This window comes from Rhodopirellula sp. J20-39, assembly GCF_057365095.1.
Genome location: NZ_CP195123.1, coordinates 4621835 through 4639265 on the forward strand (window position 1 = coordinate 4621835; position 17431 = coordinate 4639265).

The 17431-nt window shown below is 55.0% G+C and carries 12 protein-coding genes and 1 other RNA gene; 9 read left to right on the forward strand and 4 right to left on the reverse strand.

Features of this window, described 5'->3' with window-relative positions; genetic code table 11:
- Positions 1 to 28 precede the first annotated feature (28 nt).
- Positions 29 to 1633 carry a sulfatase family protein gene (locus ACR3ZL_RS16825; protein WP_473651962.1) on the reverse strand — a complete coding sequence of 535 codons (1605 nt, stop codon included), beginning with the start codon at positions 1631 to 1633 and terminating at the stop codon, positions 29 to 31.
- A 258-nt stretch (positions 1634 to 1891) separates the two neighbouring features.
- Here ACR3ZL_RS16825 and ACR3ZL_RS16830 point away from each other — a divergent pair, with 258 nt between their 5' ends.
- The 9 genes from ACR3ZL_RS16830 to ACR3ZL_RS16870 all read left to right on the forward strand — a co-directional run bounded on the left by ACR3ZL_RS16830 (position 1892) and on the right by ACR3ZL_RS16870 (position 13591).
- Positions 1892 to 2077: a hypothetical protein gene (locus ACR3ZL_RS16830; protein ID WP_473651961.1), complete on the forward strand. Its 186-nt coding sequence runs from the start codon at positions 1892 to 1894 to the stop codon at positions 2075 to 2077.
- Positions 2067 to 3545, forward strand: coding sequence for an alkaline phosphatase D family protein (locus ACR3ZL_RS16835; RefSeq protein ID WP_473651960.1), 1479 nt, complete (start codon positions 2067 to 2069; stop codon positions 3543 to 3545). Before ACR3ZL_RS16830 ends, ACR3ZL_RS16835 begins: the two co-directional genes overlap by 11 nt.
- Positions 3546 to 3864: 319 nt before the next feature.
- Positions 3865 to 4758 carry an SHOCT domain-containing protein gene (locus ACR3ZL_RS16840; protein ID WP_473651959.1) on the forward strand — a complete coding sequence of 298 codons (894 nt, stop codon included), beginning with the start codon at positions 3865 to 3867 and terminating at the stop codon, positions 4756 to 4758.
- Positions 4759 to 5224: 466 nt separating this feature from the next.
- Positions 5225 to 6538, forward strand: a complete 1314-nt coding sequence (locus ACR3ZL_RS16845; protein ID WP_473651958.1) for a 3-keto-disaccharide hydrolase — start codon at positions 5225 to 5227, stop codon at positions 6536 to 6538.
- Positions 6539 to 7014: 476 nt separating this feature from the next.
- Positions 7015 to 7572 carry a sigma-70 family RNA polymerase sigma factor gene (locus ACR3ZL_RS16850; protein ID WP_473653536.1) on the forward strand — a complete coding sequence of 186 codons (558 nt, stop codon included), beginning with the start codon at positions 7015 to 7017 and terminating at the stop codon, positions 7570 to 7572.
- The gene (locus ACR3ZL_RS16855) at positions 7565 to 9190 is read left to right on the forward strand and encodes a LamG-like jellyroll fold domain-containing protein (protein WP_473651957.1); all 1626 of its coding nucleotides are present in this window, start codon (positions 7565 to 7567) and stop codon (positions 9188 to 9190) included. The genes ACR3ZL_RS16850 and ACR3ZL_RS16855 overlap by 8 nt, the downstream gene beginning before the upstream one ends.
- Positions 9191 to 9298: 108 nt before the next feature.
- Positions 9299 to 10534, forward strand: coding sequence for a DUF1559 family PulG-like putative transporter (locus ACR3ZL_RS16860; RefSeq protein WP_473651956.1), 1236 nt, complete (start codon positions 9299 to 9301; stop codon positions 10532 to 10534).
- 88 nt (positions 10535 to 10622) lie between these two features.
- A complete protein-coding gene (locus tag ACR3ZL_RS16865) occupies positions 10623 to 10817 on the forward strand; it encodes a hypothetical protein (RefSeq protein WP_486172797.1) in 195 nt (64 codons plus the stop codon).
- Between the two features lie 329 nt (positions 10818 to 11146).
- The gene (locus tag ACR3ZL_RS16870) at positions 11147 to 13591 is read left to right on the forward strand and encodes a family 78 glycoside hydrolase catalytic domain (protein ID WP_473651955.1); all 2445 of its coding nucleotides are present in this window, start codon (positions 11147 to 11149) and stop codon (positions 13589 to 13591) included.
- 298 nt (positions 13592 to 13889) lie between these two features.
- On the opposite strand, the gene ACR3ZL_RS16875 is transcribed toward ACR3ZL_RS16870, so the two are convergent.
- The 3 genes from ACR3ZL_RS16875 to ACR3ZL_RS16885 form a co-directional block, all read right to left on the reverse strand.
- Positions 13890 to 14369 (reverse strand): REP-associated tyrosine transposase, encoded by a 480-nt coding sequence (locus tag ACR3ZL_RS16875; RefSeq protein ID WP_473651954.1) that lies wholly within the window; start codon positions 14367 to 14369, stop codon positions 13890 to 13892.
- Between the two features lie 702 nt (positions 14370 to 15071).
- Positions 15072 to 15451, reverse strand: a transfer-messenger RNA (tmRNA) gene (gene ssrA, locus ACR3ZL_RS16880).
- 132 nt (positions 15452 to 15583) lie between these two features.
- Positions 15584 to 17383 carry a hypothetical protein gene (locus ACR3ZL_RS16885; protein WP_473651953.1) on the reverse strand — a complete coding sequence of 600 codons (1800 nt, stop codon included), beginning with the start codon at positions 17381 to 17383 and terminating at the stop codon, positions 15584 to 15586.
- Positions 17384 to 17431: the final 48 nt, after the last annotated feature.

Genomic DNA, 17431 nt, shown 5'->3' on the forward strand with positions numbered 1-17431 from the left:
TCCGTTGACGGACCCGATAGCGTGACCGCTACGCTCCAGCCGCTGCCGGCTGAGCTGCTTTCTTGGCTCGCTGTTTTTGAGCAGCAGGCTTCTTCTTTCGCAAAAAGCCCGTGTCTTCGGGGACTTTGTACAAGACTCGCAATCGTTCCAACTCGCTTTCCAGCTTCTTCTGGACTTCGATGTGGTCGGTACTGCCGTACACGTTCACCAATTCGTTCGGGTCGCTACTTAGATCGAACAATTCCCAGTCGTCGATCGCTTCACCTTGCAACGCGTAATAGCGAATTAGCTTGTGCGTCCCATCGGTCACACCGTAGTGCCGGGCGACATTGTGTGGCCCTGGATTTTCATAATAGTGATAGTAGAAAGTCTTTCGCCAATCCGCAGGCGTGTTTCCCTTTAAGATCGGAACGAAGCTTTCACCCTGCATATCTTCAGGCACTTCGACGCCCGCGGCGTCCAAGAAGGTCTCAGCAAAGTCCAGGTTCGAGACAATCGCGTCGCTGACCGATTCCGGCTCGACAACGCCCGGCCAACGCACCAACAATGGAGCCTTCAACGATTCTTCGTACATCCACCGTTTGTCAAACCAACCGTGTTCGCCGAGGTACCAACCTTGGTCCGATGAATAGATCACGATCGTGTTGTCGGCCAAACCAGCTTCGTCCAAGTAATCGAGGACCTCGCCGATACCATCGTCAACACTCTTCACACAACGCAAGTAGTCTTTGACGTAACGCTGGTACTTCCACTGCACGATCTCCTTCTCCGTCATGTTTGGCCGTGCCTTCAAGTAGGCTTCATTCTTGGGACCGTAAGCTTTGTCCCAAACGGCAATCTGTTCGGCATTCATGGTGCTGTGACCGCTCAACTTCAAGTCGTTGTCGTTCAGGTCATGTTTGATCGACATCGTTTGACGAGCGGCCGAGCGGGTTCGCCCTTGGTATTCATCGAATAGCGTTTCGGGTTCGCTAATCGTTTTGTCGTCAAGCCAGTTCAAGTACTTAGGTGCCGGCATCCAGTTCCGGTGTGGAGCTTTGTGTTGGTACATCATCATGAACGGTTTGTCGTCGTCTCGTTCGTTCTTCAACCAATCGAGCGTCTTGGCAGTCAAGATTTCCGTGGTGTAACCGGTATGAGGCTTAGTCACCGGCTCGCCGTCTTCGCCAGCCGTGATCATCGGCGGGTTGTAGTACGGGCCTTGTCCTTTAAGCACGTCGTAGTAGTCATAACCTTGTGGCGTTGAGCCGAGGTGCCACTTGCCAACGATTGCGGTTTGATACCCAGCCGCCTTAAGCATCTTAGGGAAAGTCGGCTGATCGCCATTGAAGCGATTGGTGTTCAGCACGAAACCATTAATGTGGCTGTACTTACCCGTTTGGATGACCGCACGGCTGGGGCCACAAATTCCATTGGTGCAATAGCAGCGATCGAATCGCATGCCCTCTTTGGCGATGCGGTCCATATTCGGTGTCGCGATCCGACTGTCGTCATAAGCACTGAGTGCTTGTTGGCAGTGGTCGTCGGTAAAGATGAACAAGATGTTCGGTCGTTCCGCGGCGTCGGCGTTCGCGGCAAGCAGCGAAGCCACGAAAGGGCTGGCCAACAGAGTCACAAGGAAGATGCGAATCATGGTTTCCATACGTTGTGAAAGGGAGAGTGTGAGTCGACAGTTCGAACCATGATAATCGTATTGCAAACGCAGCGACGGTCTCGCGAGCCAAGGAAGCCGCACGTGTTCTCCAATACGATGATTCGCTACACAAACCCAACCGAAAGTAGTGATCTTGGACGCTGCTGAGAACTAGACCCACCCTGAAACACCCTATCGGAGCGGCCCTCATCTGGCGAAACATGACTCTTAAGATCACGCCCATGTCAGAATCCCGCTATGCAGATTGAGACCAACGCAAATTCGTACTGGCAATTCGCCGCTAGCAACCAACCAGTCAGTGGCGATTGGAATGAATCGGCATCCTGCTTGATCCTTGGTATGGAATGCATCAACATGCTACGTCTTGCCGCGTTTCAACCAACTGCTCTTAGCCCACCACCACCGATCGCTCATGAAGATTAAACAACTCGGGTTCTTGATCCTAATCAGCCTGACTGCGTTGCCAGCTCTCGCGAAGCCACCCATCACCGAAGGCGAATCAGATCCCGTGATGCTGGACCTCGATCCTTACATGATCAAAGCTCTCCGTGGGCCTACGAAGTCGATGTCCAACAATGCTCCGCTTCCCAAAGGCCGATTCGGTTCGGAAGGAAGCATCGCTGACCTGCTGGCCGAACCGGCATTCGTCGAACTTGTTCAGAAGCATGACCTGAAACTATTCAATGGTCCCATGCTCGGAGCGGTCACACCAACATCGGCTCGTGTTTGGATCCGAACCGCTGGCCCGGCATCGTTTCACGTGGTCGTTGGTGACCAAGTTTCATCGACAGTCCAAACGACTGCGGAAAACGACTTCACCGGAATCGCAACCGTTGAAGGCCTGCAACCCTGGACGCAGTACACCTACACGGTCGTACTCGATGAGGAAGAAATTTCGCATCCATCTTTCCACTTCAAAACCTACCCAACGCCAGGCACCCCGGCCCGCTATGCCGTCGCGTTTGGTTCGGGCGCCCGGTATGTACCAACGATGGAAGGCATCTGGGAAACGATCGCACAGACCGAACCGCTGGCCTACCTAGGTCTTGGCGACAATGTTTACATCGATGCCACGAACCGACGTGACGTTCAACGTTTGCACTACTACCGCCGTATGCTGCGTCGCGAATACCGAGACTTCATTTCGCAAACGCCGATCTACGCCGTTTGGGATGATCACGATATGGGCGTCGATGATTGCGCGGGCGGTCCTGGGCTTAGCCAACCTTGGAAATTACCCAACCTGAATGTCTTTCAACAGAACTGGAACAATCCGTTTTACAGCCACGATGCCAAAACGCCCGGCACCTGGCACAACTTCACGATGGGCGACGTGGAACTCTTCATGCTCGACGGTCGCTTCTATCGCTCGGATCCCAAAGACAAATCAGACACGACCAACACGATGCTGGGCGAATCACAAAAGCAATGGTTGTTACAGTCACTGAAAAAGTCGACCGCAAAGTTCAAGGTCCTGTGCTCCGGAACGATGTGGCACGACTTAGCCGACAAGGGAGGAAAGGATTCCTGGGCAGGCTCCCGTTTTCGAAAAGAACGAGACGAGATATTTGATCTGATCAACCAAGAACGCATTGATGGCGTGGTGCTGATCTCCGGCGATCGTCACCGTACCGAACTTTGGAAAACCGAACGTCCTGGCGGTTACCCGCTGTATGAATTCCTGTCGGCGAAGGTCACCAACATGCACTCCCACGCTCCCCGAAAGGAAGCGGAATGGTCGTTCAACGAAGGTAACTTTTGGGGTGAGGTGGGCTTCGACTTTGTAGAATCCGACCCGACAGTGACTTTCAAAGCGATCGACCAAGACGGAAATGTGATCCAGGAAACTACTTTTAAGTTGAGTGAATTGAGCCACACATCCAATCGATAGACATCGCCCTCGACTGCCATTCTGACGATGACTCATCGCTGAAACACCTAAAACGGAGTGCACCCCGCCCTCCCCATGGCGTCTCCGCATCCCGCAACCGGCCCCAAGGGCAGCGATGCCGCAATAGTCCCGAAGTGGCGTCGTCGAAATCGGGATCCGGCATCAGGCTGCAGAACCTCAAGGTCCGATTTTGACGGCCGGTCAATGCAACCCGCTTGCACGATAGTTGACGAACATTCCCATTCGGACTCTAGGACAAATACGCTGTTTAGTTGACAATGGGGAAAACCTTCTGATCTGCCTTCCCTACGAGTTACTTGTGTTGCCACTATCACCGACGGGCCAGCAAATCGCCCAAACGTTGTCCAACCGCCATGGTTTTTCTGTCGACGCGGTCGCGCACATGTTGCAAGCTGTCTACAACGGCAACGGCAGCATGGCTCAGTTCTGTCATTCCGAATTCGGCGGCTCCGGCCAGTGGATGTCCGGTGGCATGATGATGCTCGGCGACATGTTCAACCAAAACCTGAAGTATCGGGTTTCCGCACTGTGTGAAGACTGTGCACGTTCGATTGCCGAGAACCAAAACGGGATTCAAAGCGGCGTCTTCCAGTCGCAAAGCCAAAGCGGCGGATCGAACTATCAAGACCAAACTTCGGGCGACCACGGCGGCCAAAACGATTTGTTCGCACCAGATCCAAACAGGAACTGGTGGCCGCAAGAACTGGGTTCACCCTCCGCAAGTGGATCTCAAAATCAAATGCGTTACGCCTACTTCGCCAACGAGCGCCGACTTGCGGTCGCAACGGGCGACGACGTGTGGGTGTACGACACGCAACAGCACAACATTGGCGGATTCAGCCAACAACAATCTGGCGATGGCTCGATCACGTTCACCAGCCAATTTGGAACCGTCTCGCTAGGCACGCTACCGGTCGTCAGCCGAAACGGCGTTACTGAACCACCGCAGCAATCCAATCCAGAACCGGCACCTCAACCAGTCATCGATCAACCGGCACCGAACATGCCAACTCCGCAGCAGACGTTCCAAGCCGACGTCCCCGCTTCACCTTCACCGACAAGCTCTTCATCGCAGTCTGGCTCAAACGACGTGTTCGAATCGATCGATCGGCTCGGAAGCTTGCTCGAAAAAGGTTACATCACTCAAGATGAATTCAACCAAAAGAAGGCAAATCTGCTAGACCGCATCTAGTCATGCTTTGCTTAACCTTAGCGACGCAACTGAAACACGTTGGTGCATCGACAGATCGCACTAGCGTTTAGCATCAAGAGCCCCCACTCCGGTGCAGCTTTTTGTGCACGCCGCCAGCCACCAGAGTCGGCGAGGCAATTCGCCACATTGTCGCCGAACTTCTATCTGACAGGCTTCTCTTTGGCACGCCGGAACTTCTTTTCGGCCTTCGCGACCGTGCTTTGATTCGCCCCCGCAAATCTCCTGCACCAGAAGAAACCCGCGAGTGGGCATCCCGTGCACCGATCCGCTATGATGTGGATCACGTATTCCGGAACGAGCGACTATCGCTATCCCGCCTGCCCCCCTTCCTGAATCAATGTGCAACCGGAGGCACATCAGACTCACTGCAGTAAGTAAAGTACTGCCAGTGGATCTGAAGCTACACAGCTTAGCATTCGACAAATTCCCACCTTGGTATCCGAACATGAGTATACGACCTGGACTTGCGATCACTGCCGCGTGTGTGCTGTTGAGCACATCTCTTGTTGGCGAAGATCTCTCATCCCCCAGCGCCTTTCGATCAATCTTTTCAGGCCAGGACCTGAGCCAGTGGCATGGCGAGGCTACGATGGACCCTCGCAAATTGGCTGCGATGCCGGAAGCGGATCGCAAGGAAAAGTTCGCTAAATGGCAAGACGACGCGAACGCCCACTGGTCAGTCGAAAACGGCGAATTGGTCAACGACGGTCACGGCGTTTACCTTACCACCGACGAGAGCTACCGCGATTTCGAGTTTCTGATTGAATACAAGACGATTCCGCAGGCTGACAGTGGTATCTATTTGAAGTCAACTCCCCAAGTCCAGATTTGGAATCACCAAGCCAGCAAGCTTTCGCCCGGCCAAGACAAAGGCTCCGGTGGGTTGTGGAACAATTCACCGGGAGCTCCTGGCAAAGATCCCACCGAAATCGCGGATCGACCGTTCGGTCAATGGAACGCGTTTCGCATTCAGCAAGTTGGCGCTCGCACCAGCGTTTGGCTCAACGACAAACACATCGTTGACCATGCCATCATGGAAAACTATTGGGACCGCAAATCACCCTTGCCTCCCGAAGGTCCGATCCAATTGCAAACCCATGGTGGTGAAATTCGATGGCGAAACATTAAGGTCCGTGAACTGGAACCGGAAGAAGCCAACGCGGTGCTTCGGTCCCACGACAACGACGGTTTCACATCACTGTTTAATGGCAAGGACTTAACAGGATGGGATGGAGCCACGGAGAATTACGAAGTCGTCGACGGTGCGATCCGCTGCAAAGCCAACAAAGGCGGCGTCCTTCATACGCAGGAATCCTACGGTGACTTGGTGGCAAGACTTGAGTTCAAACTACCTTCCGGCGGGAATAACGGTCTGGCCATTCGCTATCCCGGATCGGGCGACACTGCCTACACAGGAATGTGTGAGCTACAAGTTCTCGACACGGAACATCCGAAGTATAAGAATCTCGACCCACGTCAGGTGCACGGTTCTGCATACGGTATGATCGGCGCACATCGCGGATACTTGCGTCCGGTCGGTGAGTGGAATTTCCAAGAGGTGACCGTCCAGGGAAGCAAGATCAAGGTTGAACTGAACGGCAACGTGATTCTCGATGGCGACTTAGCCGAAGTCACCGACTTCTTAGCGGACAAAGCTCATCCGGGCAAAGATCGCACCGAAGGCTTCTTCGGATTCGCGGGCCACGGCGACGCGGTCGAGTTCCGCAATGTCGAGATCAAAAACTTGCCTCGCGAATAACCGCGGACGATCCTTCAACCCCCGTCGCCGGTCGAGGCGACGGGCGGTGCCACCGCCATGACAATTCACGACGGTGTCACTTCTTTCGCATCAGTTTACAGCGATCGTTTCCCGCAGGCACTCCATTCTCGTATAGACGGATTCCGTCTGCAGATTCATCGAGTGTAACCTCGACGCAATGCACGAATCCGCCTCGATAAGAGTCCGCTTCAGTATTGGTCGGGCGGACCAGCGGGGTTCCGAAATCGCCGCATCGCCACTGTCTGAGCTGACGATCGCCTCCCTAGATTCCTCATCAGAATTAGCATGCTCGATCGCCTCTAACTCCCCACGCGAGGGGATCTCTCGCGAGCTACTTGGAAAAAGATCCGTTTAAGCGGTTTCCTATTTTTCTAGAAAATGGCCGTCACACAGCCTGCAGTTAGGCTTAATCCTTGTGAAGTTAATCGTTTCGAACTGATCAAAAGGTGATTTCAATGGTGGGGATGGAGCACGATCCCAATGCGGTAGACCGAGACCGCACCTTGGAATTCATACGCTTGCTGGGCGGCGAGGAACGACGGCTCTACGCCTACATTTTGGCATTGGTCCCGAGCTGGACCGACGCAGACGATATCGCTCAACAGACCCGTATCCGTCTTTGGCAACAATTTGATCAGTATGACTCCGCACGAGATTTCGGAGCCTGGGCACGAACGATCGCGTTCTATCTGGTCCTATCCCATCGCAAAACGTCACAGCGAGAAAGCTCGCGAATGACCAATGAATTCTTAGAGTCCGTTGCCGAACAGGCGACGCAGGACATCGACGAAGTCGAGGCTCGGCAGCGAAACCTATCGATCTGCCTAGACAAGCTCAGCGCCAACCATCGCGAACTATTGCAACGGTATTATTCCGGATTAGAAGACCGCCGATCCATCGCGGCCGATGTTGGACGCAGCTTCGATGGTATCCGGCAAACCATTCGGCGGCTTCGAATCTCTTTGACAAGGTGTGTCGAAGGATTGGCAATTGAGGAAGCAGCAAATGAGTAAGCAGATCTCACATGAAATGCAGGAAGAGATCTTACGCTTGGTCGAAGACTCGCTGCATGGCGACCTGACTCCTGAAGATGCCGCGACCTTAAGCGACTTGGTTGCAAGCGACCCTCTGGCCAACCGCTTTTACCGGACCTGCATTTGGGATTCTACTAATCTACGAACCTGGGCCGGTGGTGGTCTGCTTCGCGACTACAACACGTCGGCACCGGCAAAGCCTGAACCGGTATCCAAGCAATCTAAGATGCAAAGATTCTTCGACTTGCAAGGCCATCCGGTGCGACTGATCTACTGGGCGGCAGCAGTCTTACTTGGCATGTGCGGTGGCATGTGGATCACCCGGGTCAGTACTCAACGAGGCACTCCATACGCAGACTCGTCTGGTGTCATTGACGGTCCGATCGCACGGTTGATCGGCGTAGAGCTACCTGACTGGGAAGGCTTCACACCGCGTATCGGCGATATGATCAACGCCGGTCAAAAACTGGTGCTTCAAAGCGGTACCGCCGAAATCCGGTACAACTCAGGCGCCGAAGTCGTACTCAAAGGCCCCGCAGAATTTTGGGTTGGCAGCCAACCCGACAGCACAAACTCCGGCTATCTAAAGCTCGGACAGCTCGTCGCACAATGCGAAACGCCAAGATCAAAAGGTTTCACCGTCCGCACCGAAAAGGCCTGGATCGTCGATCTAGGTACGCAGTTCGGAGTCAAAGTGCAGTCGAATGGTCAGATGGACGTGGTTGTCTTGACCGGTGTCGTGGAGCTATTGGCGTCGGAATCCATCGAAAATCGGCCTGCTGATCCAATTCGCCTAACGGTCAATCACGCGGCTTCGGTGGACGCCGAAGTCGGCGTGGTTTCACTTCATGATCCCGAGGACACTTCCTACGCTTCGGTAGTGCGAGAATTGTGGCAATCAAGGCCGCGAGACCAAACCGCCATCCCGCCTTCAACCGCCAAGCTGCTCGCGCACTGGAAGCTTGACGGCGACGCGAGGGACTCCGTTGGTGTACACCATGGTGCATTGAGCGGTGATGTCGGATTCGTCAGTGGGAAGTTCGGCCAAGCCGCTACTTTCGATGGCGATGGCGATTTCATTTCCACCGGAACGGATCCATTCCCAAGCTCTGATTTTACGTTGGCGGCTTGGATCTTGATGGACAAAGCAACAACAACGGAAGCCTATATCGCGGGCACCCAGCAATCCGCTACCGGCGGCGCCTTTTTGCGTGTCGAACCGAATCTCGCACTGATGGCCAAAATACTTCCGGCCAATGAAATGATCGTCGAGGCCACTTCATCGGCCCGAAAAACTCAGCTAGGTGCCTGGACGCATGTCGCGATGTCCGTCAGCCAGACCGAAGGTTTGAAACTGTATTTCAACGGGGTGCTCGTCGCCCGTTCTGCTTCTGGAAAATCACAAGTGGCCGTTCGCAACTTCACGATAGGACGCCGTCCTGATCGAGTTCAGGTGGGCGGCTCGTATTGCTTTTGGACCGGACAAATCGATGACATGGCCGTGTGGGAAGGAACACTCACGGCCGCCGAATTGGATCTGGTTATCAAATTAGGCATCGAACGCTTCAACGATCTGACGACTCGGCAAATCAAGTAAACATCTTCGCATTTCATCAAACCGCCTCCTAACTCGAGCAATGTTGTTTTTCTCCCTTTTGATACCTCGGTATCAATTCTGTTTCCTCCCCTTGGAATGTTCCTTACTATGAAACGTTACAAACTTCGCCCTGCGTTCACGCTCGTCGAGCTACTCGTCGTGATCGCCATCATCGGTGTTCTAGTTGGCTTGCTGCTACCCGCTGTCCAAGCCGCCCGTGAAGCAGCTCGTCGGATGAGCTGCAGCAACAACTTCAAGCAAATCGGCTTGGCTGTTCACAACTATCACTCTGCATACAAGCAGTTGCCGATGCAAAACGGCGGCACCAACCAAAAGAGCGGTTCGGTAAAACCGAAACCGGATAACGTGCTTGAGTTGAGCTGGTTAGTTGGTTTGACTCCTTTCATGGAGCAGCAAGCTTTGTGGGAACAAATTAGCAATCCGTATAAGGCTCCCGGTGGGACCGTGATTCACCCACCGATGGGCAGTGAACCTCGATTTACAATCGCCAACCACGGCACGACCGATCCTTACACGCCTTGGCTAACCGAAGTCCCCGGCTTGCGTTGCCCGAGTGATCCAGGTCAAGGTTTACCCGCTCAAGGACGTACGAATTATGCCGCCAGCCTCGGCGATGCTACAGCGTTGTTGTTAAGCAATCTTGATGACGTCGGGAACAACTCCGGCTCCGGCTGGCAAGTCGACACTTACATGCAGCGTTCGCGAGTTTCCAACCGAGGCTTCTTTCGTTCACGTCACGTTATGAAATTCCGCGATATCCTGGACGGCTTGTCCAACACGATTTGTGCCGGTGAAATCGTCACCGACTTGGGTGACAACGACAAGCGGACGCGTCCAGTGTCGGGAAGTTCAAGTGTCGTGGTCTCGCGAAACGAAGGCGGGAATCAAGCATGCGACGGTGACATCGATCCAGAACGACCTCAGTTCTGGAAGTCCGACGCCAACTTCACTAGTATCGCCCTCGGCGGTGCGTCTGAAGCCGGCCGTGGCTACAAGTGGGCGATGGGTCGTGGTGTTTACGGATACCTAACGATCGTGACACCGCCCAACAGTAACCTTTGTATCGACTCCAACGGCAGCGAAAACGAACTGTCCGACGGTCTCTATCCCGCCGGCAGTCGACACCAAGGCGGTTGTCACATTCTGATGGGCGACGGAGCGATTAAGTTCGTCACCGATTCCATTGAATCAGGCAACCAGAGCAGCCGCCACGTTGGCGATAACCCAGCGGATAACTTGGCTCCCGGTTCCGAAAGCCCGTTCGGCTTGTGGGGTGCACTAGGTACCCGGGCCAGTAAAGAGATCATCAAAGAAGAACTATAAGGCAAGCATCGTTCGCCAGGATCGAGCCGTCCGCCAAGCCAGCCGGCTCGTTATTTTTCAATCCACGATTAATCCAGAAAGCTCCAACATGTTTCGTAACCTAGCACTCATCCTTCCCCTCGCTCTTTCATTTGTACTCGTTGGCTGCGGTAGCGACGAAGCGGGCGCCGTCACCAACAGTGACGAAATCGGGCAGTATCTTGAATCGAACCCCGATGCCAACAACACCAATCTGGACCTGGACGAAACGATCGTCGAAGTCCCTGAGAACAAGCCTGAATGAAACAGCAGTAGAGTTCGGAAATTAGGATACCTTTTCGAGCCAATCGATCTTAGTCGCTAGGTGCCGCATCGCTAATGCGTTCGCGGCACCGACTCTATCCAAGAATGATCGAACATCCGTTTTGACCGTTCCCACGCAAGGCGACCGACATCGTCTAGACTGGACCAGCAATAAAACCAAAGCGTCTACCATCTATTAGGTCGTCGATCATGCCCGGTCGTGATCATGGCTCGGCCAATCCTGATGTTTTGGCAGTCTTCCAAGATCGCCCAGCGAACTGCTGAGTTTGATACGGCGCCCCACAAATACCAGCGAGCAACATCGCCCTCATGAGAAACCAACTCATTATTCTAGCTGCCTCGTTCGCATCGCTGGTCGTGATGCCATTGTCATTCGCCGCATCGGTGCACCTAGTGGATGAACAACCCACCAGGATCGTTCAAATTGAATCCGGTGCGTACCTCGTCGATTTCGGTCGCGTTGCATTCGGCAACGTCCGACTGAGTTCTGCTGGTAATGTAGGTGGCGAGGTAATCGTGCATTTCGGTGAGAGCGTGTCTAACGGGCGGGTCAACCGAAAGCCGCCTGGCACTGTTCGCTATGCAAAAGCAAACGTCACGCTCAAGCACGAATCCCCAGTGATTGCGGCGCCGAAACCCGACAAACGCAACACACAAGCCAATCGCGGTGCCGTACTGACACCACCGGAATGGGGCGTCGTACTGCCGTTTCGTTGGCTAGAGATCGAAGGCTGGAGAGGGGAATTGCGTCCTGAGCATGTCACCCGGCAAGCCGCCTACGCTTCCACATGGGATGACGATGCCGCTGCTTTTGAATCATCTGATGAAATGCTCAATCAGATCTGGGAGCTCTGCCGCTATTCCATCAAGGCCACCACGTTTGCCGGTGTCTATGTTGACGGTGACCGCGAGCGGATCCCCTATGAGGCAGATGCTTACCTGAACCAACTGAGTCACTATTACACCGACAATGACGTCCAAATGGCGCGGGACACGTTTGACTATTTGATGGACCACGGTACTTGGCCAACCGAATGGGCACCGCACATGGTGTTCATGGCACACGCGGACTGGATGCATACCGGGGACACCGAATGGTTAACGGCTCGCTATGAATCTCTCAAGTCGAAACTACTTCTTGAGCGAGTTCGCGAAGATGGCTTGGTCAACAGCAATCCGCAACAGATCAAGCGAACGGACATTGTTGACTGGCCACCCGGTGAACGTGACCAATATCAATTCAAATCAACGAACACGGTCGTCAATGCGTTTCATCTGAAGGCCATCGCGATGATGATTCAAATGGCACACGCCCTTGGTCATTCGGATGACGTGAAGAACTACACTACTCATGGCAAGAAGGCCTATTCCGCCTTCCAGCGTCAGTTATTCGACGCCGATACAGGTCGCTATCGAGATGGAGTGGGAACGGACCATCAATCGACTCACGCCAATCTTTTTCCACTCGCATTCGGTTTGGTACCCGAAACGCATCGCGATTCGATTGCGCAGTGGTTGGGAGAACGCGGCATGAGGTGCTCTGTCTATGCGGCACAGTACTTAATGGAAGGGATGTTAGAAAATGGCGCCGACGATCTAGCCGTTTCACTAATGACCGCCCGAAACCAACGAAGCTGGCGACACATGGTCCAAAGTGGTACTACGATCACATGGGAAGCTTGGGACCAAAAATACAAACCCAATCAAGACTGGAACCATGCCTGGGGTGCCGCTCCGGCGAACCTTTTGCCGCGATACGTCCTGGGCGTTGAAGCGTTAAAGCCGGGTTGGAAAGTCGCCCGCATTCGCCCTTGCGTCGGCGGCTTGAATTTTGCCAAGGGCAAGATCCCCACTCCTCGCGGGCCAATCGAAATCGACTGGAAAGTCGAAGAAGAGACTCTGGAAGTGAACGCTCAACTTCCCCCGGGTATGTCAGCTCAAGTCGAATTGCCGGCCAGCGAAAATTCTGAAGGCGTTACAGCACACGGTAAGGCGATCAAGGCGACACGAATAGGTGACCGTTGGGTGCTGGACGAGAGGGTTCAAGGCGAAGTGAAATTGGCGGTGCAATACCAGGCCAGACAACGGAAGAAGAACGAGGTGCCTAAGCCGCCAGCAAAACTGATCGGGCACTGGAAGTTGGACGGCACCACGGATGATTCAGTTGGTGTGAAAGACGGGCTGCTCGGTGGCGACACCCGATTCGCCGCCGGCAAAGTGGGTCAAGCAGCCTCGTTTGATGGGAAGGGCGACTTCATTTCGACTGGAATGAATCCGTTGCCCCATACAGACTTTTCGATGGCAGCTTGGGTTCGAAAGGAAAGCAACTCCGACGACAAGTCCTACATTGTCGGCACCCAAAATTCCAACCTGGCGGGGGCTTTCCTTCGCGTTGAGCCTGATCGTTCGGTATCGGCAACGCTCTTGCCTGGCGGTAAAACGATCATCGAGGTTTCCTCCATTCGTGATCTAGTCCCCCTCAACGTTTGGACGCATGTCGCTCTCACCGTTAGCAGCACCGACGGCATGAAGCTCTACGCCAACGGCAAATTGGTCGGCGAAGACCATTCCGGAACCTCTCACGCCCCGACGAATAATTTCACAGTCGGACGACGCCCTGACCGAGCTCCAAACGCAGATCTAGGCGGCGATTGGCATGGGCAGATCGACGAAGTCGCGGTTTGGGAAGGCGTGTTAACAGAGTCGCAATTAGCGGAGTTCAGCTCGGCAGAAGCCTCGCACTCCCGGCGTTAGGAACAAAGCTCGGCGGGAGCCTCGCCCTCCCGATGCATATGAAAGGGAGGGCGACGCTCCTGCGGAGCCATTTGCGTCAGCCTCTGTCCACGGGAGGGCGACGCTCCTGCGGAGCCACCCACATCGGACGACGCCACGACCCAGATCCGAACGCGGACCCAAGGAGTTCAGCTCGGCAGGAGCCTCGCACTCCCGGCGTTAGGAACAAAGCTCGGCGGGAACCTCGCCCTCCCAATGCATACGAAAGGGAGGGCGACGCTCCCGCGGAGCCACCCATCCTCGGCCCCACAACTGCTTCTCATTCCCAACGCAATTCGTGGATCACTCCCGAATACGGCCACGACTCAGGTTCACTCACCAACTTGGCACGAACGGGATTCCAATAGACGTAATTCACCGCGTACTCGTATTCGACCTCCGACCGAATACGTCGATCCCAGTGATCGGTTTGCCAGCGGTGCTCCTTACAGCCGTGTTGCTTGGTAAATTGCGATTTCCAATATCGCATCCAAGGGTCGAGCGAGATATCTCCGCTTTCGCCTGCGAACAAATGAATATGATCAGGCATGATGACATAACGCCCAACGCGCCAGAGTGAGGCCTGTTGCCACACACGGACCAATCGCTCGTGAACCGCAGGATCGGCCAGCCAACGGGACCGGTTTTTCGTGCAAACCGTGACACACACAATCGACGGCTGGTTGGGCTGGGGCAACACTCCATGAACCGGATGTTTCCGAGAACCGGTTGCCTCTCTCGAATCGTGTTCTGCCGCCATCGCCGCACTCCTAAAACCGGGAGGGTGAGGCTCCCGCCGAACTCGCCACAATATAACTAATCTCAGACCGCGGCTCCGCGGGAGCGTCGCCCTCCCGGGGCTCAACACGTCGCTAACAACGGGAGGGTGAGGCTCCTGCCGAACATCACAACATAACCGATCCCAGACCACGGCTCCGTGGGAGCGTCGCCCTCCCGGGTTGAGCCCGTCACCAACAACGGGACGGTGAGGCTCCCGCCGAACATCACAACATAACCAATCCCAGACCGCGGCTCCGCAGGAGCGTCGCCCTCCCGGGCTCAACACGTCACCAACAACGGAAGGGTGAGGCTCCTGCCGAACATCACAACATAACTGATCCCAGACCGCGGCTCCGCGGGAGCGTCGCCCTCCCGGGGCTCAACACGTCGCCAACAACGGGACGGTGAGGCTCCTGCCGAACATCACAACGTAACCGATCCCAGACTGCGGCTCCGCGGGAGCGTCGCCCTCCCGGGGCTCAACACGTCGCCAACGACGGGAGGGTGAGGCTCCTGCCGAACATCGCAACATAACCAATCCCAGACCGCGGCTCCGCGGGAGCGTCGCCCTCCCGGGGCTCAGCCCATCACCAACAACGGGAGGGTGAGGCTCCTGCCGAACTTGCCATCTTACGAAAAAAGCCTGGTTTCGATTTGCTTTCGCATTCGAAACCAGGCTTTGTAATGGAGGCGGGGAGGATTGAACTCCCGTCCCGCGAAGCATCCACGATGCCGTCTACATGTGTAGTCAAGCTATTTGTGGAATCTCGAAGATTCCTTTTCGCTTCATCGGGCGCTACCTGACAGGCTCCCGAATCCGCTAACTCAAATCTTGTTTAGCAACCCGCGTCTTGAGTAAGACGGGTCACGATCCGACATTGTGACGGACATTCAGGCGACATCGGCGATCCCCATCAGTCCGCGCTACCTGTTATTAGGCGGCGAGTGCAAAGTTTTCTTCTGCAACTAAAAGTTTTTGATCAGATTTTTACGTGGCCTTCTGATCAACCACGACACGCAGGCATACGCTTCTTGACATCCGGTCGATTCCAAGTCGCCCCCTTCGTAATCACTACTGAACCGCTAGGTACATCGCCCAGTTTTAACACCAAACGAGCAGGATTCCCAAAACAGTTTCAATCCAATAGCGACGTTTCTATTCTACCAGACGCACTGAGCCGCGGAAAGGTTCGCTTACGCCGCCCGGCCGCCTCGCTTGAGTTGCTTTCGCATCCGACGACGCTCCGCCTTATTCAGGCTGGACCAGTCAATATCGTCCTCGTTCAGCTCACCGTCGCCGTCATCACGATCATCGTCATCCGAATCTGATTGATCTGCTTTATCGCGAGGCGAATCGGAATCGTTTGCGGATTCCGCTTCGTCGGTCGATTTCGTGCGGCGTTTCATCAGCGACCCTAGACCAAAGCGACGCTTTTTGGGTGCCGCTTCAGCTCCATCATCTTCGTCCGACTGCGTATCCGCCCGGTTGTTCTCCTCAGCGACCGCCTCGAACTTCACTTGGTCAACATCTGCTGAATCAGCCTCAGCGTCACTGGCTTCCGGCTTAGGCTTTCGCTTCCACCTTGGCCACCAACTTCGCTTGGGCCGCTCGGCCTTAGTCTCCACTTCGGCATCCGTGTCGCTGGAATCATCGTCTGAGTCCGCGGCAACGGCCTGCTGTTTGCGTCGCTTGGCTTCTTCTTCACGAGCTCTCTGCTCGCGGGCCTGCTCTTCCCGAGCTTGCTCGTCGCGAACCCGCTTTTCACGGGCGAGTTCTTCTCGACGCTTTTCGCGTTCGGATGCATCGGAGTCCTCATCGGTTTCACCATCGACGCCGCCTGCGTCAGCACTAGCGATCTTTTTCTTGCGTCCGAAGGGCCACCACGATCGTGGCTTCTTAGCCTTCAAAAGTTCTTCGTTTGAATCTTCGTCTGATCCTTCTTCGTCGCTAGAGTTTTCAGGAGTTTTGGATTTGGCAACCGCTGCAGCGACGGGTTTCCTCGCGACCGGCTTCGGTTTGGCAGCTTCCCGTTTAGCCGACGCAGCAGGTTTTTCGGATGCCGATTCCTCGTCTGGATCCGAAACATTCGATTCCGTCTTCCAGGTTTCCGCTGCGATTCGCAATCGTTGCACGATGCCAACAGTGGGTTCGATGCCACGTACCTCGCGAAATAAGCTGCGTAAGTAGGTGAGCGTCGATGCGAACCAAAACGAAACGGCGAGCAATGGCGCCGACGTGACGATGGTCCACTGAGTCAGGCTTTGGACCTCGAACACATTCCACTGCACCGCGATTGGGATCGCGGCCAGAAACCAGCCGCCCACCATCAACAACATGGACGATCGATACCGCCACATTTCGGCCACGGTCCGCATCGCCAAGATCGCACCGCCTACCATCAAGAACAGCTCGATCCAATCTTCGCCTGATAATGCGACCCGTTTGCCGAGTGCCCATTCGATCAATCCGCCGAACATCGCAACAATCGGAACGGCACTCGCCACACTAGCGACGATCGCCGAAACAAAGATCCACTGCCAAAGTTGGTAATTTCCGCCAAAGTCATCGTTGCGATAGCGACGCAATTGATAGATCAACCACGAGACACCAGCGACCGCCAGATAAAGCACTCCGATCGCATAGCGTCCAAGGCTTCCATATCGGTTGATCCGCAGGACGTCGAGGTAGGTGGGGCTTTCGGCAAGACTCTCGTAGCGTGCCGACGCGTTGTGAATCCAGATCAGAGCCAACACGAAGGCGGCCAGGACGAGCAACGTCTTCACCAATGCAGCACGCTGAACAGGCACCAGCGAATACCAGCGTCCTCGCAAACACCGCCGCACGCGAGATCCGTAAGCGACCGCAGGCCGGCGAGCCTCCCGCATCTTCTCAATTTGAAGGCGAGATTGGCTGGTGGGCGCCGCCGTTGCCGCTGCGCCGGTCGTCATCATGACACGCCGGCGTCGCTCGTCAAAACGACGGGAATAATTCATTTACCAAACCAGCACGCGACAAAGTAGTTTTCCAGACAATCGATGTCA

Excerpts from the sequence above, each read along its gene's own strand:
- ACR3ZL_RS16825 (WP_473651962.1), bottom strand. The coding sequence starts at position 1,633 with ATGATTCGCATCTTCCTTGTGACTCTGTTGGCCAGCCCTTTCGTGGCT.
- ACR3ZL_RS16830 (WP_473651961.1), top strand. The coding sequence starts at position 1,892 with ATGCAGATTGAGACCAACGCAAATTCGTACTGGCAATTCGCCGCTAGC.
- ACR3ZL_RS16835 (WP_473651960.1), top strand. The coding sequence starts at position 2,067 with ATGAAGATTAAACAACTCGGGTTCTTGATCCTAATCAGCCTGACTGCG.
- ACR3ZL_RS16845 (WP_473651958.1), top strand. The coding sequence starts at position 5,225 with ATGAGTATACGACCTGGACTTGCGATCACTGCCGCGTGTGTGCTGTTG.
- ACR3ZL_RS16850 (WP_473653536.1), top strand. The coding sequence starts at position 7,015 with ATGGTGGGGATGGAGCACGATCCCAATGCGGTAGACCGAGACCGCACC.
- ACR3ZL_RS16855 (WP_473651957.1), top strand. The coding sequence starts at position 7,565 with ATGAGTAAGCAGATCTCACATGAAATGCAGGAAGAGATCTTACGCTTG.
- ACR3ZL_RS16860 (WP_473651956.1), top strand. The coding sequence starts at position 9,299 with ATGAAACGTTACAAACTTCGCCCTGCGTTCACGCTCGTCGAGCTACTC.
- ACR3ZL_RS16865 (WP_486172797.1), top strand. The coding sequence starts at position 10,623 with ATGTTTCGTAACCTAGCACTCATCCTTCCCCTCGCTCTTTCATTTGTA.
- ACR3ZL_RS16870 (WP_473651955.1), top strand. The coding sequence starts at position 11,147 with ATGAGAAACCAACTCATTATTCTAGCTGCCTCGTTCGCATCGCTGGTC.
- ACR3ZL_RS16875 (WP_473651954.1), bottom strand. The coding sequence starts at position 14,369 with ATGGCGGCAGAACACGATTCGAGAGAGGCAACCGGTTCTCGGAAACAT.
- ACR3ZL_RS16885 (WP_473651953.1), bottom strand. The coding sequence starts at position 17,383 with ATGAATTATTCCCGTCGTTTTGACGAGCGACGCCGGCGTGTCATGATG.